This window comes from Mesorhizobium sp. ORS 3428, assembly GCF_001854785.1.
Classification (GTDB): Bacteria; Pseudomonadota; Alphaproteobacteria; order Rhizobiales; family Rhizobiaceae; genus Mesorhizobium.
Window position 1 is genome coordinate 99,372 of the sequence record NZ_MDFL01000115.1, and the last position, 23,708, is coordinate 123,079.

Annotated in this window: 26 protein-coding genes, 1 tRNA gene and 1 pseudogene; 9 read left to right on the plus strand and 19 right to left on the minus strand. The window is 62.0% G+C overall.

All coding sequences use genetic code 11. The annotated features are described in order from the left end of the window. Nucleotides 1-33 precede the first annotated feature (33 nt). From ORS3428_RS13515 to ORS3428_RS13525, 3 genes are all read left to right on the plus strand, one after another. The gene (locus ORS3428_RS13515; RefSeq protein WP_071098447.1) at nucleotides 34-795 is read left to right on the plus strand and encodes a glycerophosphoryl diester phosphodiesterase membrane domain-containing protein; all 762 of its coding nucleotides are present in this window, start codon (nucleotides 34-36) and stop codon (nucleotides 793-795) included. An 11-nt stretch (nucleotides 796-806) separates the two neighbouring features. Continuing rightward, nucleotides 807-1,670 (plus strand): hypothetical protein, encoded by an 864-nt coding sequence (locus tag ORS3428_RS13520; protein WP_131802892.1) that lies wholly within the window; start codon nucleotides 807-809, stop codon nucleotides 1,668-1,670. Nucleotides 1,671-1,840: 170 nt separating this feature from the next. Continuing rightward, nucleotides 1,841-2,695: a hypothetical protein gene (locus ORS3428_RS13525; RefSeq protein WP_244507958.1), complete on the plus strand. Its 855-nt coding sequence runs from the start codon at nucleotides 1,841-1,843 to the stop codon at nucleotides 2,693-2,695. A gap of 234 nt (nucleotides 2,696-2,929) precedes the next feature. Here ORS3428_RS13525 and ORS3428_RS13530 read toward each other — a convergent pair whose 3' ends face one another. From ORS3428_RS13530 to ORS3428_RS13555, 6 genes are all read right to left on the minus strand, one after another. Beyond that, nucleotides 2,930-4,570, minus strand: coding sequence for an ABC transporter substrate-binding protein (locus ORS3428_RS13530; protein ID WP_071098451.1), 1,641 nt, complete (start codon nucleotides 4,568-4,570; stop codon nucleotides 2,930-2,932). Between the two features lie 354 nt (nucleotides 4,571-4,924). Next, on the minus strand, nucleotides 4,925-5,968 hold the full coding sequence (locus ORS3428_RS13535; RefSeq protein WP_083355130.1) for an alpha/beta hydrolase: 1,044 nt from the start codon (nucleotides 5,966-5,968) through the stop codon (nucleotides 4,925-4,927). Between the two features lie 5 nt (nucleotides 5,969-5,973). Further along, nucleotides 5,974-6,654, minus strand: coding sequence for an isochorismatase family protein (locus ORS3428_RS13540; RefSeq protein ID WP_071098453.1), 681 nt, complete (start codon nucleotides 6,652-6,654; stop codon nucleotides 5,974-5,976). 124 nt (nucleotides 6,655-6,778) lie between these two features. After that, the gene (locus ORS3428_RS13545) at nucleotides 6,779-8,083 is read right to left on the minus strand and encodes a M24 family metallopeptidase (RefSeq protein WP_071098455.1); all 1,305 of its coding nucleotides are present in this window, start codon (nucleotides 8,081-8,083) and stop codon (nucleotides 6,779-6,781) included. 90 nt (nucleotides 8,084-8,173) lie between these two features. Further along, on the minus strand, nucleotides 8,174-9,142 hold the full coding sequence (locus ORS3428_RS13550; protein WP_071098458.1) for a GlxA family transcriptional regulator: 969 nt from the start codon (nucleotides 9,140-9,142) through the stop codon (nucleotides 8,174-8,176). Next, complete coding sequence (locus tag ORS3428_RS13555; RefSeq protein WP_071098460.1) at nucleotides 9,139-9,552, minus strand: NUDIX hydrolase; 414 nt, start codon at nucleotides 9,550-9,552, stop codon at nucleotides 9,139-9,141. The genes ORS3428_RS13550 and ORS3428_RS13555 overlap by 4 nt, the downstream gene beginning before the upstream one ends. Before the next feature lie 91 nt (nucleotides 9,553-9,643). Between ORS3428_RS13555 and ORS3428_RS13560 the strand changes: the two genes are divergently transcribed. After that, entirely contained in the window at nucleotides 9,644-10,141 is a 498-nt protein-coding gene (locus tag ORS3428_RS13560; RefSeq protein ID WP_071098462.1) for a GAF domain-containing protein, read from the plus strand. On the opposite strand, the gene ORS3428_RS13565 is transcribed toward ORS3428_RS13560, so the two are convergent. Beyond that, complete coding sequence (locus ORS3428_RS13565) at nucleotides 10,138-11,199, minus strand: YeiH family protein (protein ID WP_083355148.1); 1,062 nt, start codon at nucleotides 11,197-11,199, stop codon at nucleotides 10,138-10,140. The two genes, ORS3428_RS13560 and ORS3428_RS13565, sit on opposite strands and share 4 nt — an antisense overlap. A 358-nt stretch (nucleotides 11,200-11,557) precedes the next feature. On the opposite strand from ORS3428_RS13565, the gene ORS3428_RS13570 reads away from it, so the two are divergent. Beyond that, entirely contained in the window at nucleotides 11,558-12,025 is a 468-nt protein-coding gene (locus ORS3428_RS13570) for a GNAT family N-acetyltransferase (protein WP_071098464.1), read from the plus strand. A 171-nt stretch (nucleotides 12,026-12,196) separates the two neighbouring features. Next, nucleotides 12,197-13,630, plus strand: a complete 1,434-nt coding sequence (locus tag ORS3428_RS13575; RefSeq protein WP_071098467.1) for an aldehyde dehydrogenase family protein — start codon at nucleotides 12,197-12,199, stop codon at nucleotides 13,628-13,630. A 173-nt stretch (nucleotides 13,631-13,803) separates the two neighbouring features. Here the strand turns inward: ORS3428_RS13575 and ORS3428_RS13580 are convergent, their stop codons facing one another. The 3 genes from ORS3428_RS13580 to ORS3428_RS33035 all read right to left on the minus strand — a co-directional run bounded on the left by ORS3428_RS13580 (nucleotide 13,804) and on the right by ORS3428_RS33035 (nucleotide 15,772). Then, the gene (locus tag ORS3428_RS13580; RefSeq protein WP_071098469.1) at nucleotides 13,804-14,319 is read right to left on the minus strand and encodes a hypothetical protein; all 516 of its coding nucleotides are present in this window, start codon (nucleotides 14,317-14,319) and stop codon (nucleotides 13,804-13,806) included. A gap of 829 nt (nucleotides 14,320-15,148) precedes the next feature. Beyond that, entirely contained in the window at nucleotides 15,149-15,328 is a 180-nt protein-coding gene (locus ORS3428_RS13585; RefSeq protein WP_071098472.1) for a hypothetical protein, read from the minus strand. Between the two features lie 198 nt (nucleotides 15,329-15,526). Continuing rightward, the gene (locus ORS3428_RS33035) at nucleotides 15,527-15,772 is read right to left on the minus strand and encodes a hypothetical protein (RefSeq protein WP_131802893.1); all 246 of its coding nucleotides are present in this window, start codon (nucleotides 15,770-15,772) and stop codon (nucleotides 15,527-15,529) included. Nucleotides 15,773-15,940: 168 nt separating this feature from the next. Here ORS3428_RS33035 and ORS3428_RS13590 point away from each other — a divergent pair, with 168 nt between their 5' ends. Next, complete coding sequence (locus ORS3428_RS13590) at nucleotides 15,941-16,444, plus strand: DUF4188 domain-containing protein (RefSeq protein ID WP_071098475.1); 504 nt, start codon at nucleotides 15,941-15,943, stop codon at nucleotides 16,442-16,444. A gap of 125 nt (nucleotides 16,445-16,569) precedes the next feature. On the opposite strand, the gene ORS3428_RS13595 is transcribed toward ORS3428_RS13590, so the two are convergent. Continuing rightward, on the minus strand, nucleotides 16,570-16,866 hold the full coding sequence (locus ORS3428_RS13595) for an adenylate cyclase (protein ID WP_108723058.1): 297 nt from the start codon (nucleotides 16,864-16,866) through the stop codon (nucleotides 16,570-16,572). Between the two features lie 438 nt (nucleotides 16,867-17,304). Then, the gene (locus ORS3428_RS13600; protein ID WP_083355132.1) at nucleotides 17,305-17,934 is read right to left on the minus strand and encodes a TetR/AcrR family transcriptional regulator; all 630 of its coding nucleotides are present in this window, start codon (nucleotides 17,932-17,934) and stop codon (nucleotides 17,305-17,307) included. Between the two features lie 138 nt (nucleotides 17,935-18,072). Here ORS3428_RS13600 and ORS3428_RS13605 point away from each other — a divergent pair, with 138 nt between their 5' ends. Next, the gene (locus ORS3428_RS13605; RefSeq protein ID WP_071098481.1) at nucleotides 18,073-18,609 is read left to right on the plus strand and encodes a DUF2218 domain-containing protein; all 537 of its coding nucleotides are present in this window, start codon (nucleotides 18,073-18,075) and stop codon (nucleotides 18,607-18,609) included. A gap of 167 nt (nucleotides 18,610-18,776) precedes the next feature. On the opposite strand, the gene ORS3428_RS13610 is transcribed toward ORS3428_RS13605, so the two are convergent. Beyond that, nucleotides 18,777-19,571, minus strand: coding sequence for a YdcF family protein (locus ORS3428_RS13610; protein ID WP_071098483.1), 795 nt, complete (start codon nucleotides 19,569-19,571; stop codon nucleotides 18,777-18,779). A 51-nt stretch (nucleotides 19,572-19,622) separates the two neighbouring features. Here ORS3428_RS13610 and ORS3428_RS33970 point away from each other — a divergent pair. Beyond that, nucleotides 19,623-20,147: pseudogene (locus tag ORS3428_RS33970) on the plus strand (cytochrome b); the annotation flags it as partial. Between the two features lie 40 nt (nucleotides 20,148-20,187). Here ORS3428_RS33970 and ORS3428_RS33975 read toward each other — a convergent pair. The 6 genes from ORS3428_RS33975 to ORS3428_RS13650 all read right to left on the minus strand — a co-directional run bounded on the left by ORS3428_RS33975 (nucleotide 20,188) and on the right by ORS3428_RS13650 (nucleotide 23,668). Beyond that, the gene (locus ORS3428_RS33975) at nucleotides 20,188-20,349 is read right to left on the minus strand and encodes a hypothetical protein (protein WP_172833685.1); all 162 of its coding nucleotides are present in this window, start codon (nucleotides 20,347-20,349) and stop codon (nucleotides 20,188-20,190) included. 19 nt (nucleotides 20,350-20,368) lie between these two features. Then, a complete protein-coding gene (locus ORS3428_RS13625) occupies nucleotides 20,369-20,548 on the minus strand; it encodes a hypothetical protein (RefSeq protein ID WP_071098489.1) in 180 nt (59 codons plus the stop codon). Between the two features lie 578 nt (nucleotides 20,549-21,126). Then, nucleotides 21,127-21,378 carry a hypothetical protein gene (locus ORS3428_RS33040; RefSeq protein WP_131802894.1) on the minus strand — a complete coding sequence of 84 codons (252 nt, stop codon included), beginning with the start codon at nucleotides 21,376-21,378 and terminating at the stop codon, nucleotides 21,127-21,129. Nucleotides 21,379-21,888: 510 nt separating this feature from the next. Continuing rightward, a complete protein-coding gene (locus ORS3428_RS13640; RefSeq protein ID WP_071098495.1) occupies nucleotides 21,889-22,296 on the minus strand; it encodes a hypothetical protein in 408 nt (135 codons plus the stop codon). A 223-nt stretch (nucleotides 22,297-22,519) separates the two neighbouring features. Next, a tRNA-Gln gene (locus ORS3428_RS13645) sits at nucleotides 22,520-22,593 on the minus strand. A gap of 142 nt (nucleotides 22,594-22,735) precedes the next feature. Continuing rightward, nucleotides 22,736-23,668 carry a lysylphosphatidylglycerol synthase transmembrane domain-containing protein gene (locus ORS3428_RS13650; protein ID WP_071098497.1) on the minus strand — a complete coding sequence of 311 codons (933 nt, stop codon included), beginning with the start codon at nucleotides 23,666-23,668 and terminating at the stop codon, nucleotides 22,736-22,738. Nucleotides 23,669-23,708: the final 40 nt, after the last annotated feature.

Here is a 23,708-nt window from a genome sequence, read left to right on the forward strand (position 1 = left end):
CCTGGCGTGGACCAGCCAATCAGGGGAGGCGTCATGACTTCAGCCGCTTTGATACGGTCGGAGAGTTTTCAGATYGGCCGAGTGTTGAACAATAGCTTCGCGGTCATTGGCCGCAACATTATGCTTTGCCTTGGCCTTGGCATCTGTTTTTACGCAATTCCGAAATTCGGTCTGTGGCTCTGGTATGTCGAGGGTGGCGGTGCCCACTTGCTGCCCCAGGCATTTCTTCCCCAACATCCGGCGCTTGGCGTCGCCGCATTCGTTTTCTATCTCGGCGCGATTGCCGTTCTGCAGGCAAGCATTATGCGTGTCACTATCGTAGACATGCGCGGCGAAAAGCCGTCGTTCCAGGATTGCTTCGGCGTCGCCCTTGYCGTGCTGYTCCMGATACTCGGCGCCTCCTTGCTTGTAACGCTGGGAGTTGCTCTGGGTCYAATCCTGCTGATCGTTCCCGGCATCATGCTCCTGCTTCGCTGGATGGTCACGATCCCGGTCCTGATCCAGGAACACCGGGGAATCCTTGACAGCATGGCGCGCAGCCGCGACCTGACCAAGGGAAGCCGCTGGGCGTTGCTGGGACTCTGGCTGATCCTCATAGTAGCCAGCGCAGGCATGAACCTCGTGGCGAGCCGTATCCTCACACCCGCCAATGTCACTTTCGGCGCGCTGGTGGATTCCATCGCGAAGGCAGCTCAGGCGGTCCTCACATCGGTAGTCATGGCGGTTAGTTATGTCGAGCTCCGACAAATCAAGGAAGGCACGGGGGTGGAGCAACTGGAGAAGATCTTCTCGTAGGTGCGCTTGTTGTGACGGTGATGGTGCTGGCGCGTCCGGAGCCATTTCGGATCGGGCGGGTCCTAAGCGAGAGCTGCGCGGTGATCGRCCGCAATTTCTGGCTTTGCTGCCTGCTTGCGTTGATCTTCAGGATACTTCCCCAGTCCATCCTTTCCCTCTGCGCCTGGGCAATTTTTGTGCACGGCGTTCCAGACCATTCCGTGAAAGGAATTGCATTTTCAGCTGTCCACATCATCGGCTACCCCGGCCTTTTCGGGATGCTGCACGTCGCTTTGGCGTTCGTGGCGATTGAAGATTGGYGGGGTCGTCGGCCAACGCTCCGTGGCTGCCTGGGGATAGCATTGAGGCGCCTGCTCCCTGCCACAGGCATCTGGCTGYTTGCCTACGAACTCCTCAGGATTGGCGGAGCAATTGGCAGCCACGCAATTGAAGACCATGCAATCAGATTCTATGTCCGGCTGCTGCCAAGCCACATCCCTTTCCCATTGCTCGCCGCGATTTTCGCAGCCATTCCGATTCCTGCCTTCATTCCAGGGCTGGTACTTTGGGCACGCTGGTTTGTGGCGATCCCGACGCTGATAAGCGAAAGATCGGGTATATTTAGGAGCTTGYTGCGCAGTCGCGACCTTACCAGGGGCAGCCGATGGCCTTTGGCAGGGTTCTGGCTGGGCATGTATGCGGGTTCYGTTTTGGTCGAATTGGTTTCGCGACACCAGATACTTCCCTTCGGCATCACCCTGCGCTTCCTCTCGAATGAACTGGACGCCACGGCAGAGCCCGTCCTGACGGCGATTGTCATGGCGGTCAGCTACATTGAGCTTCTGCGGATACGGGAAGGTGCCGGCGCTGAAGATCTTGCCGAAGTCTTTGCGTGATCGAAATGTCCTGGCAGCGACCAAGATCTGACCACGCGTTGGGTTGCACACCCGCGGGTGCTCCGATCCGATGATGTCTTTATGTCGTCCGGCAGCCGTCGGTGCTGCCGGCGCAACTGAGACCAGAATACACCACTGACCGCAAGTGCACTGGACGCCGCCTTTCAATCTTGGCAAAATTTGCTTTGGCGCGCCGCTGTATTGGAATGCAGCGGCATTCGGGGGAAAATATCATGACCACTGCGACATTGGGACGACCAGGCAGATTCGAGATTGGTAGGGTGTTCAACAGCACCTTCGGGGTGATTGGGCGCAACATCGGACTCTGCCTCGGGCTTGCGTTTTTGTTCTCGGGGCTGCCCACATTTTTCTTTCAGCTCTGGAACGAAGCCCGGATGAGCAAGCTGACGGGCGGGGATCCCTCCAACCTCGCGCTGGCCGACCCGAATGTGATGATCCGGGATTCACTCTTCACCGTTGGCTTTGCTCTTGTTTATTTCATCCTGTCGCTGCTGCTGCAGTCGGCCCTGGTCAGGGCAACAATCGAAGACCTGAACGGCAAGAAGCCCGGTTTCGGCGATAGCGTTCAGATGGCGATCCGCTGCCTGTTGCCGACAGTGGGCATAGGAATTCTGGTGGCGCTTGGCGCCGGCATTGCCTCCTTGGCGCTGCTGGTGCCCGGCATCATCCTGTGGCTAGGCTGGTCGGTATCGGTACCCGTTCTGGTGCAGGAGAGGCGCGGCGTGTTCGGCTCGATGTCGCGCAGCCGCGCGCTCGCCAAGGGTAACCGCTGGTCGCTTTTCGGCCTTTTCCTGGTCCTTTTCATACTGGCCATGGTCATCCAGGCGTTTCTTGGCACCTTCGTCTACCTCTTCGGCGCCGGCATTGTCGGCTCCGTAGTCGCCGCCGTGGTTTCAGCCGTGATGTCGACGGTCATGTCCACCGCCACCGCGGTCAGCTATGTCGAGCTGCGCCAGGTCAAGGAAGGCACCAGCGTCGATGAGCTGGCGGAAATCTTCTCGTAGCACCAGTTCGGCCCGATATCGAACCGGCGCCGCCTTTCGGCAGAGGATGTGGAGATACGAGCCGCTAGGGTAGGTGCCGCGATCGACTCGTCCGGCGTGACTGCCCGCATTTGCGAGCCGGCTGCGGCCGGTCACCATGCGATCGGAGCTGACGGCAAGCAGTTGGCAAATAGCAAACGGCCGGCGCTGCTTCGCAGAGGAGCAGCGCCGGCCGCCAGGGTTGCCACCCGGAAATCAGGACTCCAGCCAGACCTTCTCGAAATGCTGTTCGAGCGCCTGGTGCTGTTCGCAGCCTTGCACGCCCTTGCGGTAGGTGCGGTAGACCGAGCGCCAGTAGGGCTGAATGATGACGCCGGAGTCGCGCAGGTTCTTCTCGATCTTGGCCATGATCTCCTTACGCGCCGCAGCGTCGGGCGTCGCCAGCGCCTTGTCGAGAAGCTCGTCGAACTCCTTGTTCGAATAGGCGCTTTCGTTCCAGGCCGCGCCCGACTTGTAGGCGAGCGCCAGCACCTGGACGCCAAGCGGACGGCCGAGCCACTCGGTGCAGGAATAGGGGAACTTGCTCCAGTCGTTCCAGAAGGTCGCGGCCGGCAGCACGGTGCGCTTGATTTTGAGGCCCGCCTCGCGGATCTGCGCGGCGATCGCGTCGGCGGTGCTCTTTTGCCATTCGACATCGACCGAGATCAGATCGTATTCGTGGTCGGTCTTGCCGGCTTCGGCGAGCAGCTTCTTGGCCTCTTCGACATCTCGCTTGGCCGGGCCGATATCGGCGAATTCCGGATGCATCGGGCCGACATGGTGGTTGTCGGCGGGCTTGCCCCTGCCGTCCAGGCCGAGCTTCAGCACGGCCGCATTGTCGACGGCAAGCTGGGCGGCGCGGCGCACCTTGACGTCGTTATAGGGCGCGTTGCCGATATTGAAGCGCGCGACGATGGTCGAGCCGGTCGCGATCTCGGAATTCTGCAGGCCCATCTGATCGGTCTGCGACACCGCATCGGAAGCTGTCTCGTGGTCGGTGTCGATCTCGCCGGACTCGAAGGCCGACAGCATGGCGTTGGGGTCGGAGCCGTAATCGACCCATTTGATGCCGTCGAGGTAGAATTCGCCCTTCCACCAGGGCTTGTCCTTGCGCTTCACCTCCGCGCCCGTCTCGGCGTCCCAACTGACCAGCTCGCAAGGGCCCGTGGTGATGGCCAAGGCCTTCTTCGGATCGGTGTCGCCCTCATAGGAGCGGTGCATGATCAGCGCCGGATAGTCGGCCATGCCGGCGATCAGCGAGATGTCGGGCTTCGGCAGATTGATCTTGACCGTATAGTCGTCGACTTTCTGGATGCCGCCGTCGACCGGCTTCTTGGTGTCGGGGTTGACCAGGGCGCCCATGCGCGCGGCGACCGAATTGCCGGCGACCGACGAGTCGCACCAGCGGTTGAGATTGTGGACGACGTCGTCGGCATTGAAGGTGTCGCCGTTCGACCAGGTGATGCCCTTGCGAACATGCAGCGTCAGCGTCTTGGCATCGTCGCTGGTTTCCCAGCTTTCGAGCAGCCACGGCTCGAACGTGAAGTCGGTTTTCCAGCGGACCAGATATTCGTTGCAGTGGCGTGCGATGTTCGACATCTCGACACCGTCGAAAGTGCGCGGGTCCTTGAAGCCTTTCACGTTCATCGCCACGCGCAGCACGCCGCCGCGCTTCGGTTCCTGGGCCCGGGCCGGCGAGGGCGCAATCCCGCCCAGCGCCAGCGCGCCGGCGGCGCTGACGCCGAAGCCCGCCATGAGAGCGAGATATTCGCGCCGGCTGATTGCGCCTTTCTTGAAATCGTCGGCGGTCGGCCTGGCCAACGGGTGCAGTTTTCTGTCTGTCAGCATGAATTTCATCGTCGTTCCCTCTTTAGTTGGTGCATGTCGCCCAAAACATGCCCTCGGGCCGGAGCCCGCGGGCGTGCAGCGGCTTGGGACAACGACATGCACGAAACCTAGTGTGCGCCCCGGTTGCTGCCAGGTGCCGAGCGGGTGCTATCRCCAGGGCGCCCGTTGGCTGCAGGGGGATGATAGGGCTGCTTTTCGCAGCGAAATGTTTGCTTTTCCGCAGTTCTTGTGCGCTGTTCCGCACGGCGTGGAAACGGCCGATCTCCCCCCAAGTGGGGGAGATGCCCGGCAGGGCAGAGGGGGGCGCTGTCCCGCCGGCGTCTCAGCTAGTTAGAGCTGCCTTCTCGGGCATATTTCGTGCGGTCAAGATTCCGAAGGGCCGCGATCCTTCGCGCCTCCCTCTGGCCTGCCGGCCATCTCCCCCACGAGGGGGGAGATTAGCGCTTCGTCGCAAGCGCCCAGCTCGGCGATGTTGCTGATAATCCGTTGAAACGCTTCCGCCGCCCTTGGCACGGTCGGGCGGGCGCGCAGGAAGCTGTGCACCAGTCTGGGCTCCTCGCGCCACAAGGCGCGGCCGCCTGCCGCCAGTATCCGGTCGCGATAGACCTCGCCGTCCGACGACAGCGGATCGCACTCGGCCGTGACGATGACCGTCGGCGGCAGGCCGGAGAAATCGTGATCCCTGAGCGGCGAGAAAGTCGGGTCGTCGGGCGACTGTCCCGGTGCCGAACGGATGCGGCGGTAGAAGTCGATATCGGCGAGCGAAAGCAGCGGCGCCTCGGCGTGCTCGACATAGGAGTGGCCGGTCTCGTCACCGCCCAGTCCGGGATAGATCAGCACCTGGCCGATGGCGTGGCGGGCATGATGCCGCGTCGCCTGCGCCACCGCCGCGGCGAGATTGCCGCCGGCGCTTTCCCCGCAAAGCAGGATCGGCAGCGCGCTGGTCGCCGCGACCCATTCGAACACCGCCCGCGCATCGTCCAAGGAGGCTGGATGCAGATGCTCTGGCGCCAGCCGGTAGTCGGCCGAAACCACCTCGAAGCCGATGCCGGCGCAGATTTCGGCGCAGATGTCGTCATGGCTGTCGAGGTCGCCGAGCACGAAACCGCCGCCGTGATAGTAGACAACGATCGCCGCTGCCGCCTTGCCCGCCATGCGGTAGCGCCGGATCGGGATGGCGTGCGGGGCCGCGGCGACGACGCAGTCGCTGGCAGCCACGCCTTCCGGACGGCCTTGGTGGAACGCCGCGCACATGCGGCTGTAGACCGCGCGCTGCTCGGCAATCGGCGCGGCAACGATCTCCGGCGGGTACCAGCTGTTGACCCGGTCGATATAGTCCCAAAGCTCCGGATCGAGCAGGCCGGAATATTTGCCGCGCCTTGCCGGACCGCAGGGGGCGCTCGCCATTGCCGTCAGAGCTCGGCGTAGAGCTGAGCCGCGTTCTCGAAGGTGAAGCGCAGTGGCACCGAGCCCTCGACCTCCCAGACCGTCACCGTGTCGCCGGCCATCAGCCGGCACGCGTCGAGCGTGTTGGTGATGGCCCCGCCATAGAGCCGGTTGGCAAGGTTGAGGATGCCGGTTTGGTGCATGGCGGCGGTGGCGCTGCCGCAGGCATCCTTGACCAGCAGCACGCGAAAGCCCAGCGCTATGGCGTCCTTCACCGTGGCGTCGATGCAGGCCTCGGTCCACACGCCGACAATGACCAGCCATTCGATACCGGCGGCCTGGAGCTCGATGGCGAAGTCGCCCTTGCCGAAGACACTTGCCTGCGCCTTGATCAGCATTGCTTCGCCGTTTTGCGGCGAGACCTCCTGGCAGATCGCCGTCAGCGGGTCGTCCTTGTCGGAGAAGGCCGACTTGCCGCTGTCATCCACGGGGTGGAACGGCCGCGCCTCATCGGCGAGATCGACAATATAGGCCCAGTGGTAGAGCGGCACGAAATTGCGGCGCGCCGCCTCCTGCAGGCGCCGGACGTTGGCGAGGATCTCGGCAAAACCCTCGACCAGATAACGCTTGTCCTTGCGATGCTCCTCCTGGAGATCGACGAACACCGCGGCCACGGTGCCGCGCCGGATGGAGATGGGATTCTTCATGCAAATGCTCAAAACTCGTCGTTCCAGGGCGTAGCAGCCGCAGGCCGGCGTCGCGGAGACCCGAGATCGATGCCGTTACCTCGACCGGAGATCGCAATGCAACAGAGTTGTTATCCGGCCGGCATCAAATCTCTTTCTCCAGGAAATCGTCTTCGTAAGGGAAGCGCGAGAGCAGCTCTGTGCCGGTCTCGGTGATCAGGATCTCGTCCTCGAGCTTGACGCCCTCGCGGCCGCCTTTCTCGCCGATATAGCTTTCGACGCTGACCACCATGCCGGGTACGACGATGCCGTCGCGGCCATAGGTCTCGTAGTCCATCGCATGGRCGATGAAAGGCGTCTCGCCATGCATGCCGACGCCGTGCATCACCGAGGTGTAGCGCTGGTCGACGAAGCGTTCCGGGATCTTCCAGGCTTTCTCAGCGATCTCGCGGAAGGCCATGCCGGGCTTCACGACCCCGATGTTATGCTGCACCTGATCGTGCGCCATGCGGTAGAGCGACTTTTGATACGGCGTCGGCTTGCCCGGGCCGCAGCGGAAGGTGCGCGAGAAGTCGGAATAGTAGCCGTAGCAACCGATCGTGTCGGTATCGAGCGCGACCAGCTCGCCCGGCCTGATCTTGYGCCCGCTCGCCTCGTTGAACCATGGATTGGTGCGCTGCCCGGAGGTCAGCAGACGGGTCTCGATGAACTCGCCGCCCTGGCGGATCACCTCATGATACATGATGGCGAAGAGCTCGTTCTCGGAAACGCCGGGCTTGATCGCCTCGCGCACGGCCGCCACCGCCGCCTCGGCGCCGGCCATGGACGCCAGCAGGCACTTCACTTCCTCGGGCGTCTTCACGGCGCGCACGGCCAGGATCTCGCCCTGGCAGTCCTTCACTTCGCACCCGCGCTTTTCCAGCGCGAGAGCCTGCAGATGGCTGCAGCGGTCGAGGCCGAGCTTCATCGAGCCGCCGCCATGCTTCTTCAGCAGTTCGGTGATCTCGTCGGCGAACGGCCCGGCGGTCTCGTCGTCGCGGCCGGAGACGGAAGACCAGACCAGCTTCGACGGCCGCGCCTCGTCGATCGTGTCGAGCACCATAGAGACATGGTAGCTCTGCGGATATTCGAACAGTACGATCGGCCCTTCGGTCGGGATAAAGAAGTAGCGGGTCGAGTTGCGCAGGAAATAGCCGAACATGTTGCGCGAGCCGGTTGCGTAGCGCTGGTTGTAGGGATCGAAGAGAACGATGCCGCCATAGCCCGCCTCGCGCATCCAGGCGCGCAGCTTGGCAAGCCGGCCCTTGCGCAGCGCATCCGCATCGATGAAGGACGGCTCGGTGTCCGAAAGCCACATGCCGCCGGCGGGGTCGGCCGCGGCCGGGTGGCGCATGCGGTCCTTGAAGTCCACATCCTCGGTGCTGTCCGGATCGAAAACGACGATGCTCATGGGAGGCCTCCTGTTCCGGCGAACATAGCCGGGCCGGTTTCTGAGCTTGTGCGGCATTCCGCAAATGTCGTGCCGGATGCCGCAGGCGCCCTAGTGACGCCGCATCGCCTTCGGCGCGCGCCCGTGCTCTTCCCGAAAGGCCCGCGCGAAGCTCGACATCGAGGCGAAGCCGCAGGCCAAAGCGACATCGCGCACCATCAGCGTTGAATGCGCCAGAAGGTCGGCGGCGCGCTTCAGCCTGAGCCTACGGTAATAGCCGTTGGGCGAGATATCCAACTCGGCGCGGAAATTGCGCTCCAGCTTGTCGGGCGAGACGCCGAGCCGTTCCGCCAACTCCGCCATGCTGAGCCGTTCCTCGACCGCATCCTCCATGATGGCGATGGCCGACAGCACCAGTTCGTTCTGGACGCCGGTGCGCAGGCGCAGCGGCATCAGCTTTCGGTCGACGCTCGACCGCAACGGGCTGTGCACGAACCATTCCGCGACGCCCGCCGCGAGTTCGGCGCCACAATCGCGCGTGATAATCTCCAGCATCATGTCGAGGCTGCCGACGCCGCCGGCGGACGTAAAACGTTTGCGGTCGATGACGAAGAGGTCGCGGCGAAGCTCGATATCCGGGAACGCCTCGCTGAAAGCCGCCTGGCTGGTCCAGTGCAGAGTGCAGGCATGGCCGTCGAGCAGGCCCGCTCGGGCGAGGAAGAACGCCGCATCCGCCACCGCGCCGATATGCGCGCCGCCGCGCAGGCTTTTTCTGATCCAGCCCATTGCCTCGTCGGCCACCACATGATCGGCGTCGCCGCCGGAGCAGACGACGATGCGGTCGACCTTCGGCGCCTTGGCGGCCGAAAAGTCCGGCTGGATGACGACGCCGTTGGAGGCCGCGACCGTGCCCTCAGCGGCGCCTACGATGATCCAGCGGTAGCAGTCGCGCCTGGCAAGAATGTTGGCGGCGCGCAGCGGCTCGATGACGGAAGAAAACGCCATCATCGGAAAGCCGGGAAACACCAGCACCGCGAAGGTGAGGGGAGCTTCGGCTGCTGACGTTTTTGCATGGCTCATGGTTGGCGGCCGTAGCGTGGCAGCACGATATCAGCCGTGAGCGGCGCGAGCTTCATCGCGCTCGCCAGCTCTGGGCTCAGCCAGATCATCTCCTCGATCTCGGCCGCCGGGATCGGTTCGCCGGCGATCGGCAATTCGAAAAGCTCGGCCTCGACGCGAGCATCGGGCTCGTTGGCTGCGGGGGCCGAGAAGGAGCCCAGATGTGAGGCGGAGGCCGGATCAACGACGATGCCTAATTCCTCCCGCAATTCGCGCGCAAGGGCAACGGCAGGCAGCTCGCCCGGCTCGATCTTGCCGCCGGCCTGCATGAATGTATTGGTACCGCGCTTGCGCACAAGAAGCAGCTTGCCGCTTCCATCGCGGATCACGGCGGCGGCGATCCGGATCGTTCTGGCATGGCTGGAATTCACGATAGGCTGTTTCCCGGCGGCAGCTTCGGTGGCAGAGAGGGCAGGACTGTAGCGGGCGCGTCGGCGCTCTTGCAACGGAGAAACGACTAGGATGTTTGCAGCAACCGCCATCGACACGAGCAACAAGCCCGCCTTCTACAACGAACTGGCCGCGCAATTGAAAGCGCTGCTGGAAGGCGAGCGCGACTCGATCGCCAACGCGGCCAACACCTCGGCCCTCATCTATCAGATGGTGCCCGACTTGAACTGGGCGGGATTCTATTTCCTGCAGTCCGACGACGAGTTGGTGCTCGGCCCCTTCCAGGGCAAGCCGGCCTGCGTGCGCATCAAGGTCGGCAAGGGCGTCTGCGGCACGGCGGTCGATCTCGACATGTCGATGCTGATCAAGGACGTGCACGACTTCCCCGGCCACATTGCCTGCGATGCCGATTCGCGCTCCGAGTTGGTGGTGCTATTGCGCGACGAGGAGGGCGTCTTCGGTGTGCTCGACCTCGACAGCCCGCTGCCCGGCCGCTTCGACAGGCAAGACCAGGTCGGCATCGAGAAGCTCGCCTCGATCTATGTCGCGGCGAGTTCCTTCGGCGACTAGACGAGCTCGACCAGCGTCAGGCTGAACGCCGCTATGAAGACAAAGGCCGACAACGCCAGCATCAGCGGACGCAGGCCGCGCGAGCGCAGTTGCGAAATGTCGGCCTGGAGGCCCATGGCGGCGAGCCCCATGGTCAGCATCACCTGGGCGGCCAAAGCGATCGCCGAATGGACTTGCGCAGGGATGCTTATCAGGCTGTTCAACGCGACAACCCCGACGAAGGCACCGACAAACCACGGCATCGGCGGCTTGGCGGCCGAGGCGTCGGCGCGGCCGCGGCGCGCCATCAGGCCGAGCGCGATCACCATTGGCGCCAGCATGGCGACGCGCGTCAGCTTGGCGATGGTCGCCGTTTCGCCGGCAAGCGCGCCGTTCTGGAAGCCGGCGCCGATGACCTGCGCCACTTCATGGATCGAAGCGCCGGCCCACAGACCGAAGGCGTGCTGGTCAAGGCCGAGCAGCGGCGCTAGCAGCGGAAAGCCGAGCATCGCGACCGTGCCAAACAGCGTGATTGCGGCAACCGCATAGGTGACGTCCTCGTCGCGCGCGTCGGTGACGATGTTGGTGGCGACTATTGCAGAGGCGCCGCAGATCGAGGTGCCGGCCGCGATCAGTTGCGCGAGCTTGGCGTCGACGCCRATCAGCCGGCCGAGCGTCACGGTAAAGAGGAAGGTGGCGCCGAGCGTGGCGGCGACGATGCCGACCCCRCTAAGGCCGATGCCCGCCACCTGGCCGAGCGTGAGCTGGAAGCCGAGCAGCACGATGGCCAAGCGCAGCAGCCGGCGTTGCGAAAAGGCGATGCCGGCCTTGGCATGCGCGGGCGTGCCCAGAACGTTGGAGTAGATCATGCCGGCCACGACGGCGAGGATCATCGGGCTGAACAGTGCGAAGCCGGAGAGGCTGCGCGCCGAATAGGCGACGCTGGTGATCATCGCCACCAGCACGATCCCCGGCACGATACCGGCCCAGATCGAGGCGAGGGCAGGGCTCTTGCTGCCGGAAGTGACCGAAGTCAGGCCGTTTGGAAGATCGTTCGCGGTGATGGGCAGGACGGACAATTCAATTCTCCAGGCACTTTCGCCGCGGAAATGCCATTCCAGAACCAATCTTTCCAACGAATTATTCGAGTTATAATGATCGATTTTTACGAACGATGAGAGCCTTGCGCGACCGGTTTTGGGGTGATCCCTATGTGGTGTCGTCGACGGCCGGCGGCCTTCTTGACAGCGTCGCGGCCCCTCATGCACCTTGCCGCGATGGTCGCCTTTCCCGCAAACTCGCAGCGACGCCGCCGTTCACAGGAGCGGCAAGCTGATTGCGTGAAGACAAGGGCCGGCTAGCAAGCAACCGGTTCGTCCACCCCAGCCCCGCCCATCGAAACGATCGGCGGGGCTTTTTGCGTCATGGAGCGTTTGAATGACCGTTCATTGCCAGTTTCTGCTCCGTCGGGCCGTGCCGGCGGACGTCGCTGCCGTCAAAGGCATCGTGCGGGCGGCCTATGCCAAATGGGTGCCGGTGATCGGCCGCGAGCCTTTGCCGATGCGCGCCGATTACGACAAGGCGCTTGAAGAGCATCGGTTCGACCTCGCCGTCGAGGACGGCCGTATCGTCGGGCTGATCGAAACCATGATGCACATGGACCACATCTGGATCGAGAATATCGCGGTGGTGCCCGAGGCGCAGGGCAGGGGAATCGGACGGTTGCTGYTCGACAGCGTCGAGCGCCAGGCGATCGAAGCAGGTCGTACGGAGCTTCGCCTGCTGACCAACGGTGCCTTCGAGGCCAATGTGCTGCTCTATCGCAAGCACGGCTATGCGATCGACCGCGAAGAGCCGTTCATGAACGGGACAACCGTCTATATGAGCAAAAGATTGGCGCTTTAGGTCTTCTCATTGTGCATGTCGTTTTCCCAAAATCGCTGCACACTCTTGGGCGATATGCATCAGGAATTGCTTGCGCTTGTGTTTGACAGGGCGGTATCGCATCGTTGTCTTCGACGATATACGACGATCGCCTCACCACAATCGAATCCGGCGGCCCGAAGGAGCGAAACCATGTCCCATGATCTGCAGTTCTATGTCGACGGCGGCTGGGTCGATCCTGTGGTGCCGAATAATTTCGATGTGATTGACCCGTCCAACGAGGAGGTCTTCGCGCAGATTTCGCTTGGCTCCAGGGCCGATGTCGACAAGGCCGTGGCCGCCGCCAAGTGCGCCTTTGCAACCTTCGGCTTTACCTCGGTCGAGGAACGGCTCGACGTGCTCAACCGTGTCATCAGCGTCTACAAGAAGCGCAGCAAGGACTTGGCGCTTGCGGTTTCGCGCGAGATGGGCGCGCCGCGCCAGATGGCGCTGGACAGCCAGGTGGGCGTCGGCCAGGCGCATCTGGAAAAGATGGCTGAAGTGCTGAAGACCTACCAGTTCCGCCACGTGAAGGGCTCGTCGCTCATCGTCAAGGAACCGATCGGCGTCGTCGGCCTGATCACGCCATGGAACTGGCCGCTCAACCAGATCACCTGCAAGGTCGGCCCGGCGCTTGCCGCCGGCTGCACGATGGTGCTGAAGCCGTCGGAGATCGCGCCGCTCGACGCCATTATCTTCGCCGAGATCATGGATGAGGCCGGCGTGCCGAAGGGCGTATTCAACCTTGTCAACGGCGACGGCCCGACCGTCGGCCAGGCTTTGGCCAGCCACCCGGATGTCGACATGATGTCTTTCACCGGCTCGACCCGTGCCGGCATCCTGGTCGCCAAGGCCGCCGCCGACACCGTCAAGCGCGTGCATCAGGAACTCGGCGGCAAGTCGGCCAACATCCTGTTCCCCGACGTCGACTTCGCAAAAGCCGTCGCCAAGGGCGTCGCCGGCTGTTTCGGCAACAGCGGCCAGTCCTGCAACGCGCCGACCCGCATGTTCGTGCCGCGCGACCGGCACGACGAGGCGGCCGCCTATGCCGGGACGGCGGCGGAAAAATTCACCGTCGGGCCGGCTGACGCGCCCGGCACGAAGCTCGGCCCGGTTGTCAGCCAGATGCAGTTCGACAAGATTCAAGCTTTGATCCAGAGCGGTATCGACGAAGGCGCAACCCTGGTGGCAGGCGGTCCCGGCCGTCCGGCCGAGCTCAACCGCGGCTACTATGTCCGCCCGACCGTATTTGCCAACGTGACGCACGACATGCGCATTGCCAGGGAGGAAATCTTTGGACCGGTGCTGTCGATCATGCCCTATGACACGGTCGAGCAGGCGATCGAGCAGGCCAACGACACCGTCTTCGGCCTGGCCTCCTACATCCAGGCCAAAGACCTAGAGAAGGCGCGCCAGGCCGCAGCCCGCATGCGCTCCGGCACCGTCTACATCAACTACCCGGCCTGGGACGCCGGGCTGCCCTTCGGCGGCTACAAGCAGTCCGGCAACGGCCGCGAATACGCCGAATACGGTCTGGAGGATTTTTTGGAGATCAAGGGCATCGCGGGCTACGAGGCGGCGGAGTAGTATTTACGGACTGGYCGGCGGCAAGGGTCGGTTGCGATGAAATCCGGGAAGGGCGCGGTCTTGGCCGCGCCCTTTGTCATTGGCATCAATCAGCTGAGCCGGCCGGCCGAAACGATGGCAACCATGAACTGCGAGCAACACGCCGATCCGAAGGATAATTGCCACCGACTGGCTTAGAAATTTATCCGGCGGGCGAAATGTTCATACGTCACTTGCCAAGGGGCGCTCTCGGCAGATCTCTCCTCGCCGATCCAATGGAAGCTGTTGGCGGTGATCTCGGTGAACCGCCATCGAGTTTGCAGGCCACGCGAGTCATCGCCGATCTGGACAATGTCCTTACCCTCGGCCCGCCCGATCTGGCGCGAGTAATCCTGGTTGAGCGGATCACTCCAGATGATGCGCCAGCCGCCGACAGCCGGATCGAAGATGCGCAAAGTCGTGCCATACATGGTTGGCGGCGCAGGGCGCTTTGGCCTGATCCAGACGTCCTGAATCGCGCGCCCTTCGAGCACCCAGCCAAAATGGCATTCTCCATCCCATTTCTGGATTGTGCCGTCGTCGAGGTAGTGGACTGTGTCCATTTCCCAGCCTCCGATCAACCATCCATACAGGTCCATTTCTTTCGCACCGTCAGCGGCCGGACCTTCAGATCCGAGAGCCCTTAGGAACGGGGAAATTGTGCTCGTCATGATTGTCTCCAATGTGGGCCACCAGCGACAAGACGCTGCAACACGCCGCCACAATCGTTKCAGCGTTGCGGGTTCTGGGTCTTGGGAAAAATTGCTGTAATGGCGCTATGGATGAAGGTAGCCGGCGGGCCGGGTCAGCCTTCTACCCCGCCTGCAAGGCGAAGGTGTTGGGCAGGCCAGCTAGATCCGGCCGCTACATTGCGACCCGTCATTCAGCGGCCGATCGGCTCTTCTTCCCGCCGCCTTACCTGCGCGTTCCCGGCTATGCCCGGGTAAATTCAACCATGCCGCTCGCCGTGATGACTGCATTGTAGGGGCTCTGGCCGATCTTGCTCGGTTGCTCCGCAGCCAGGGCCGCGACAAGAGCGCGGGCCGGGGTTGGCTGGCGTTCAACTAGGCTATGAAGGCGAAGCATGAATGCGCCGATCGCGGCGATGTAGCCGCAACATGTCTAGAAATCTAATGGTCACAGAAATGCACTATAAAGTACCCGCAGTAAGAGTTCGTTCAACCCTTGCTGGTAGAACAGTGGCGGCTCCGGTCTTGGTGGGTAGGGTTGCCCGAGAGCCGGAGCCGCCGGCGCAGTCTCCGGGGTACTAGAGACCACGCTGTCCCAGATTAGGACAGCGTGGTCTACGATTGGTTAAATCGGACAGAGGCGCCCGGCTTTTTTTGGAGGCGTCTCTTCTTTCTGCAGCCCTCAGCAATGAGCGTTAAGCCGGTCCATTTTTCCTGGACACAGGATCCGCTGTCGGCGCCTTGTGGAATCCGGCGGAAGAAGCGACGCGATCCGGTGCGATGAACACGACAGATCGCCCGGCCGTCGGGCTCATTGTTTGGTCGGCGTGTCGAGTGCGAGCCGCACCCTTTCGCTTTTGACGAAAGACTTGGCCTCAGTCAGYGACTTGAATGCCTTGATGTTTACAATGCCGTCTTCGATGACGCGCACATATAGCGCATCTGCGACTTCGTCGATCTCGACCGACGTCCTCCACGGTTGATTTTTCATTGCGAGCCCCGTCTGTCACACCCCCTTTATTCACGACCGTATCAAGCAAAACTGGGCGTTTTGTGTATCAAATGTTTCACATTCAAGCCGTGTTAGTGCTTGCTAATAGGGGAACGCCGTTGGCGGCTTCTGGTTCCGGCCTTCGATCATGCCTTGCGCGCGAGGTGGCCGCCGGCAGGCACTGCGGCAACGTCTAGATCAATTGCCCGACCTGGGACGGCTTACCTCGATGATCTCGACCATCGCGCGAGTAAATTCGACCACGCTGTTTGCCGTGATCGCTGCGTGGTCGGGAGACTGGCCGATATGCTCGGYCGCTCCGCAACATGATCGGCGGATGCGGTCGTAATGCGGATCTCTTTCATCGTCTGGCAACGTCGCCAAATTCAGGGCGCGACGGTGAAGCATGCGCAAAAGCTGCGCCAGCGCAGTTTCGACACTCATGCGTTTTGCTCCGCATCGGTCGAGCGTCGCGGCACATAAGTGCCGGATCGTCGATCGGAGATGGTTCCATCCCGATTCGAAGAGGCTGCATCATAGCCGTTAACATATCGTTGACTGCTAATATGTGCTACAAATCACCAAGGCGGGTTCGCAGGGGAGAGGCGGAAGATGTCGCAAGTCATACCCGAGCGCATGGCAGCCAGGCTGGACGGCGACTTTGTCGTGTTCCTGATCGGGATGCGCATCAACAAGCCATGGAAGCTGCACAAGTGGTGGCCGGTATTCATCGCCATGCCCAGGATGCTCAAGGAATTGGAGGCGGCCGGACCGGAAAGCGGCTTCCTCGGACATAATGGTCTCAGCTTCGGAGCGATCACGCAGTATTGGCGCAGCTTCGATCACCTTGAAGCCTACGCCCGGGATCGGGACAAGAAGCACTGGCCGGCATGGCTGGCGTTCAACAAGGCCATGAAGGGCGCGCGCGGCGATGTCGGTGTCTGGCACGAGACCTATCTCGTGAGGGCAGGGCAATACGAGGCAATATATTCCGGAATGCCGCGTTATGGGCTCGGCAGGATCGGCGAGCTGGTGCCGGCCACCGGAAACCGCGAGGCCGCGCGTGCAAGGCTGGGGAGCGTGCCGCAGCCGGCGCCGGAAGCCATGCAAATATAAGACCAGCTCTTCGATCTACTTCCGGMATGCCGATGCGCCGGGAATATGCGATTTGGCTATGTCACAACATCGGCCCGGAGGCTTGTGCCCCCGGGCTTCCTTCTTTCTCAGCTTGTGCCGGTAGTTCAGTGGTTATGCGACTGCTGGAATCCGGCTACGTCGTACTGCGACACGCTCTTCGGATTCTTGGAATTCTGCGGCTGGGTACCCGCATAATGCGTCCCGGCGTTCCCATCCGGATTGAAGGCTGAACCCGGAGCCGAGCTGGCATGGCCAGGGGTGGCACTTCCTGTCTCAGGGGTGCCGATGGTCTGGTTGGGCTGACCCTGCGTTCCGGTTACCTCGTGGACATTGGTAGCCAAGGCCGTGCCGGCGGTGGCCATGAGCAAGCCGAGGACCATCGGAGTGAGGAGATGTCTCATGCTGTTTTCTCCTGAAAGCGTTTGATTTGGGCGCTCCGGGTCTGGGAGCACCCGGCGGAGTAAGGACGACAACGCTTTCCGGACCGCAGCTTATCCCGAACATCGCGAACTCGTGATGTCGCGACAGGCTGAAAATGCATCGCCGCTGCTCCGCCGACCGGCACCCATGACTGGCACGCGTGTCGCCGGCCGGAGACTATTTCGCCCACGACATCCGCGATCGTGCAGGTAAGCTGGTGACGCTGGAACTCGAAACTGCAGGCCGAGATCAACCTTGCTAGAAGCTCCGAGCCGAGGTGGAGGCCGAATGGCTGACCGCTTCGACCGGATGCTGGTTGTGGCGCAGGAGCCGCRAGCATTGTTGACATGCGCCCCGGCGCGAACGAGGGCGACACGCTGCGTGCCAACCGCCATCTCCTGGGCGRCCGGGCGAAACGCTCACGAATATGAAGACGCGGCGCCTTCGTCAATCAAACGTCGGAAGAACTCATCCATCCGCTGCGGCGRCAGCTTTGCGCCCRCTTCGAGCCACCAGATCAGCACAGCCATATACGCACCGACCACATGCTGCACGATGAACTCGCGCGGGACTCCCGTTGGATCTTTGTCTCCAGCTGTTGTGAGTTCGCTCCGGACAAAGTCGCAGAGCGTTTGGCGAATGGTATCCAATGCAATGGCGCCCCCCTTGCTTCCCACCAGCGCTTGGTAGAGGTGCATGTGGTCTCGCGCATGCTCGAACATCGGCAGACTGAATCCCAAAGGACGTTCGCCAGCGGGCATTGACGTCGACGAGCTTCGGTGCCGTTCGAGAAGTTCCAGCCTCAGATGCTCGAGACCACTTCGTTTGAGATCGTCCTTGCTCGTAAAGTGGGCATAGAAGGTTGAGCGGCCGACATTGGCGCGTTCGCAGATGTCATCGACGAGGATCGCCTCGTAACCTTTTTCCAGAATCAGGGAGAGCAATGCTTGATGCAGCATCCCGCGAGTGCGTGCCACACGGCGATCGATCGGCCGCTTCGCCAATCCGCTTTCATGGTCGGAATGTCGCCTTTGTCCGATTTGGGACATGACCKGCTGCCTTGTCCGCGAAAAAGATTTTGAACCTCACGTTCCTTATCGTACACCGTGTCCGGTTTCGCAAGAGCAGCGCCCAGGCCGCTTCCGCACAGCCGGGTGATTGCAGGAAAACCACTCAGGGAATCCATCATGCACACGGCCTCAGCCCGGGTCAGCACCAACCATGCTAACCGCTATCTTGGCCAACTATGCCGCCACGCCGGTAAGATGGGCCAGCACGCGAGCGTAGGCCACTCTCCTCGATCGCACCATGCCGGGGAAGCTCCCCCGCGGGTGCTGCAAGTCGACTGGTCCGAGACAGCTGGCACCATCCACTTCGGCGAGGGCAAGTGCATTCTGGAGGCGAGCGATAACGCGCTGYTGGTGCGCGTCGAGGCCGCTACGGAGAGCGGCTTGCATCGGCTTCAGGACGGTATTGTCCACCGGCTGGAAACTTTCGGTCATCGCGAGCACCTCACCGTTCAATGGCAAACGTCGATCTCCCAGCAGACTGGTCGGCCCGCGGAAATCGCCAGCCGCGTTCGCACATCTGGCTGGCCCGTGACGTTCTGGTGGCGGTCGCGTCTCGTTGGCAATCTGGCCCTGGCCGTGGTTTTGGCCGCCGCCATCGCGGCTCACCTCGGCCTGCTCGGCGCTGCACTCGCCGCCACCTCATGGAGCAGGTAGGGTGCCACCGCCATCCTCGCACTCATCGTGCTCAAGGTCGTCGTCACCATGGGCCTCCACTTGGCTGGGGGCACGTTTGCCTTCCGCCGCGGTAAAGCCTTCCTCACCGATCGCAAACAGCGTTAAGAGACCCGGATCGGAATTTGCTCTAGTCCAAGTCGAAGAGTTCAGGGCTCCGGAAAAAGTTCGGCGGTTTTCCCCGTCAACCAATAAGTCAGCAGCCCGAGCCATTCGTGCGCGGCAAGATCGGCGGCTGCGAGGCCACCTGCGACGGACCCTACCGGCCGCCAGAGGTCGGYCGCGCCACGCGTCCGATAGTCCACCGGATACGCGGCGACAGGAAACCCCGCAGCGCGGAAGCAAGCCATGGCTCGCGGCATGTGGCTCGCCGACGTGACCAGCAGCCAGAGTTCCCCAGGTTTCGGCTGGATGGCCGCCTTGCTCTCGACCGCGTTTTCGCAGGTGGTGCGCGATCGCTCTTCGATTTCGATGCGCTGGGCCGGAACACCGAGCATCACGAGAATATCGCGGCCAACCTGCGATTCCGTGGAGCTATTGTGGCTGATGAGATGATTGGCACCGCCCGAAAGGAATATGCGGGCGTCCGGATATCGCCTGCTGAGGTCCACGGTTTCGGTCAGCCGTTCTCCCGCCTCATTCATCGCCAGAGTTCGGCGATCGACACTGACGTGGGTGTCGACGGCCCCGCCAAGCACGACAACGCCTGTCACGGGGCTGTCGATGACGGGTTTTGGAAAGCGATTCTCCAAGACCATCAATGCGGCCGGACCTAGAGGAGCCCAGCCGCAAATGGCCAGCAGCAGCGCCGAGCCGACGAGACACGTTCGGCTGAGCTTGGGCCTGCCGAACAGAGCCGCAGCCAGCCCGATCAATCCAAGGATGGCGATCAGGTTGGACGGAAGGAGAAAGATTTCTATGAGCTTGGAGGCGATGAAGGACATCAGGCACCGACTTTCAGTCCAGGCAGCAGTGTACGCACCGCGGTGATAGAGGTGATAGAGAAGTGCCCAACTGCGCGCTGGCACCCCGCTATCAGATTGCTGCATTGGCTCACGGTGCCTACGCTCGCCTGGCAGGCTGTCGTCGCCCTCGGCCCCATGACGCGGGCGGGCGTGATCGCGATGACCTGGCTTGCCACACACATTTCCATCGGCGTGACGGTATTCTGCATCCTTGTCCTACGGCTGGGCGTTCGTGCCGTGACCACGGCGCCCGTCCGGCAAGCGCATTGGCTTATGCGATCGGCCGGCGCTTCGGTTCATACCTGCTTGTACGGCCTCATTCTTTCCGTCGTGATAACGGGCTGGCTCGCCTACCGCCCGATGCCCCTGATGCCTCCGGCTCGCCTTTTCGGATTCTTCCCGGTGCCGCGGGCGCCGAGCRCCGCGGGTCTGACCGCCACAGACTTGATCGCGATCCACAGCACCCTGTTCTGGATACTCGCCACGCTTGCCGGCGTGCACATCCTGACCGCTTTGATCCACTCGGTCCTGTTCCGCGATGGGGTTATGAAAGGAATGCTTTTCGGTCGCCGGCGGTCCGCCTCATCAAGTGCGGCTACTTGCATCGGCCGGCGACTGGTCTCAACCGAGCCTCCGGAAGGTCCGCCCTCAACACGACATTCTCCGTGTCGACCAGAGCAAGACCCGGTTTTGTGTCGGCCAGGCCTTCCAGGATCTCGCGCACGACGTCGCGCGGGTGATTGATGAGCTTCTTCATTTTCCTCCCCATTGACCTCTCACACGCCTGCCGCCACGCGGACGGTTGGCTCGAGCGGATTTATGCCTTCCTCGATGATGCGGACCTCGCGGYGCAGCGCCTCGACGAGCCGGTCCAACCGGGCCGGCTCCAGCCGCGCGCTAGTCATGTTAATCGCAATCGCCGCAATCGCATCGCGGCCTTGCGGAAGGATCGGCACGGCGAGCGCCGGCTAACGAAATATACGCTCATGCTAATATGTCGGTACGCATCCTCATAAGGACGAAGTCGGAAAGTCAGTGGACGATCTGGCTACGCAATCCGTGCAAGGTGAAGAAGGTGATGTGGCGCCGATCTTAATCGAACTCGCAAGACGCGGTGGTGCGGCCAGGAACATGGGCCTTTTGGGGGTATCTAACTCAATCGTGACCTTCGGAGGATCGGACTGCTCGGTTGCGCTGAGCGGACTGTAAGTCAGCCCGCGGATCCATGGGCGACATCATCAGTAGTAGGAAGAACTCRGAGCGAGCGATTGCCGTCTGCGCCGACTCCGACCGGGCCCGTGAAAGCATCAATGCATAAGCGCATAAGGCGGCCATCAGCAGGCTTGCCACTATGCCTTCCACATTCCGTTGAGGGTAGCGCCTGACCGCGCTGGCGAGCATCAGAGTTCGGCTTAGGAGGCGTTTTTAATTTAAGAGGGGGCGGGTATCCCAATGAATATATCCGCGCACCCTCTCGCTTCACCAGATGGTCTTCACCGCGTGCCCGCGGTTTTCCCGCATAGCATGGTCGTAATCAGTTACTATTTCCCGGTCCGGTTGTTGTTGTCGACGTTGAGCAATTATTGCAGTCGGTCTTGCCGTTATTGATCTGCCCGCTCGGTCCGGTCGATGTAGTAGTCGTTGTCGTCCCATTATCGTTGTTGGGTGGGTTGCCGCTGTGTCCCTGTTCACTGGTGGTTGTCGTCGTGATGCCTTTAGGATCAGCAAACGCGGGAGCGGAGACTGCGAATGYAAGCGCTGTCGTGACGATAAGGATCGTTTTCATTTCGTTCCTCCTGACACTGCTATGCACGCCGCATCATTGAAACGCGGCACGGGCCTCCAATGCCACGCCGAAACATTAAGATTAGACATAACTAATATTCAAATGCAATTGAATGGCGGCATGCCTGCATCAGCTTTTCGGGGGAGCGCGCCCGCAAAGCGACTCAGTCCTCGGATCTGTTCTAAGTCAAGCGGCTTAGTTCGCATTCGCCGCCAGCAACATGCGYGGCGTGGCCTGGTGCGGGTGCGCTGCCGCTATTGCAAGCGCCAGCACAATTACGCGCCGTCGGACCTGATCCAGGTATTCGGTGACGTCGACGTCGACTCGCTGGCCTATCGGATGAAGTGCGAGAACGACGCCGACCACGGCACTTGGTGCGCACCGCCACCGGCGAAGTGGCTTGGCTTTGCGCTCGGACAGCCTGACTTCCTACACACGAAATGAAAGGCCCCGCCGTCTGAGCAGCCGGGCCAAGAAGTCTTCCACGATAGAATKGGAGGACTGGGTACCTCATCTTGAGAAAAGCTGTCCTGCTCGAAAATCGTCCTTTGCGGCGCCTTTGAGCAAACGATAGTGGATGGTTTGGAGCCGGATGAGCCCATTCTCGATGACGAATGAATCAGCGCCATCGAGCGCGTCATAGCCCTCCGAAGACCCGCGCCAGATGAGCAGCGCAAAGCGATCACGCACCTGCCTTCTCAGGAGGCGAAAAGTGGCTCCGGGCAATTGGGCTCGTAGCCGGCTGGCCGACATCCTGATGGCATTGTGGCCGCATGCATTCGAATTCTCGGTGAGGAGAATGACATCGCGGGYATAGTTGCGCGCCAAGTCTTCTTCGATATTCCATTGCAGCCTTAGCCGCAGATGGTCCTCGAAAACGTCGTGGGTCGACCGCGACAAGAGTTGCTGATCATGCATCCTTCCAACTCTGCTTCCCGACGCTTAACCCAGAGACCGAAACGGATGTTCCGCGCATGGGTCATTCGAGCATCGTGATAACCGCCGACACCTATGGCCCGCACCAATGACCAGGAGAAATTGGCGGCGGCTGAAAAGTCGCTGCTTGGAGCTTGACGCGACACCAACGCGACCTGCAAGCCAGATTGGTCGAATTCTGGTCCGCTAAGTGCTTGAAATTGTTTGGCTGGGGAACCTGGATTCGAACCAGGACTAACGGAGTCAGAGTCCGCTGGTCTACCGTTAACCTATTCCCCAGCAGGCGCGGTTGGTAACGCGCGAAGCGGGCGGCTTTGCGCCGCGAGCGCTGCCTTGTAGCCGCCGCTCGAAAATAGTCAACCCCGCGCCGCAATTCAATCACTGCCTTTTTTCATTCGGTCGCGAGGGCGCCTGGAACGGCTCAGCTTTCGCCGCGGCTGTATTGCGAATGCTCGAAGAGCAGCACCACGCAGAGACCGATGATGAGCGGGATGATCAGATAGAACAGGCGGAACACCAGCAGCGCGGCGAGCACTCCCACCGGGTCCATGTCCGAAAAGCCGGTGAGGAAGACGACCTCGAAAACGCCGAGCGCGCCCGGCGCATGCGACAGCAACCCAACCGAGAAGGACACCATAAACACGCCGAGCACCACGAAATAGCCGGGATTGCCGGCCGCGGGCAGGGCGAAGTAGATGATCGCCGCCGCCGCCAGCAGTTCTACCGGGCCGATCAGCAATTGCCGCGCGACGATCGGCAGCGCCGGATAGTGCAGCTGAAAGCTGCCGATCTTGAGCGGCTTCAGATGCAGCCAGCTGCCGAAAATGTAGGCCCCGACCAGGATCAGCATGGCAAGGCCGGCGGCTATCGCCGGCCCGTGATGCGGGGCGCCGGAGAAGCGGCCGATGATCTGAGGTTCCAGCACCAGGACCAGGCCCCCGACAAGCAGGCTGGAGAGCACGAAGGTGATCCAGCAGATCGCCACCAGCACACCGACATCCTGGCCGGTCAGGCCCCGCGTGCCATAGGCGCGGTAGCGGATCACCGCGCCCGAAATCACCGAGCCCCCGATATTGTGCGACAGCGCGTAGGTTGTGAAGGAGCACAGGGTGACGAACAGCCACGACACTCTTTTGCCGATATGCAGCAGCGCGATGTGGTCGTAGCCGGCCAGCGAGGCATAGGCGAYCACCGAACTCAGCGCCGCCAGTATCCAGCCGTGCGGCGGAATGGCGCTGATGCCGTCCCAGACATCGTCGATCGAGATGCCCCGCAGTTCGTGGATGAGCAGCCAGAGCGAGAACACCACGGCCGCGATGCCGATGACCGGCCAGAAATAACGCCTCCAGTTCATGGCGAGATCGTCATGCGTTGCTGCTCATCCGTCGGGCTTC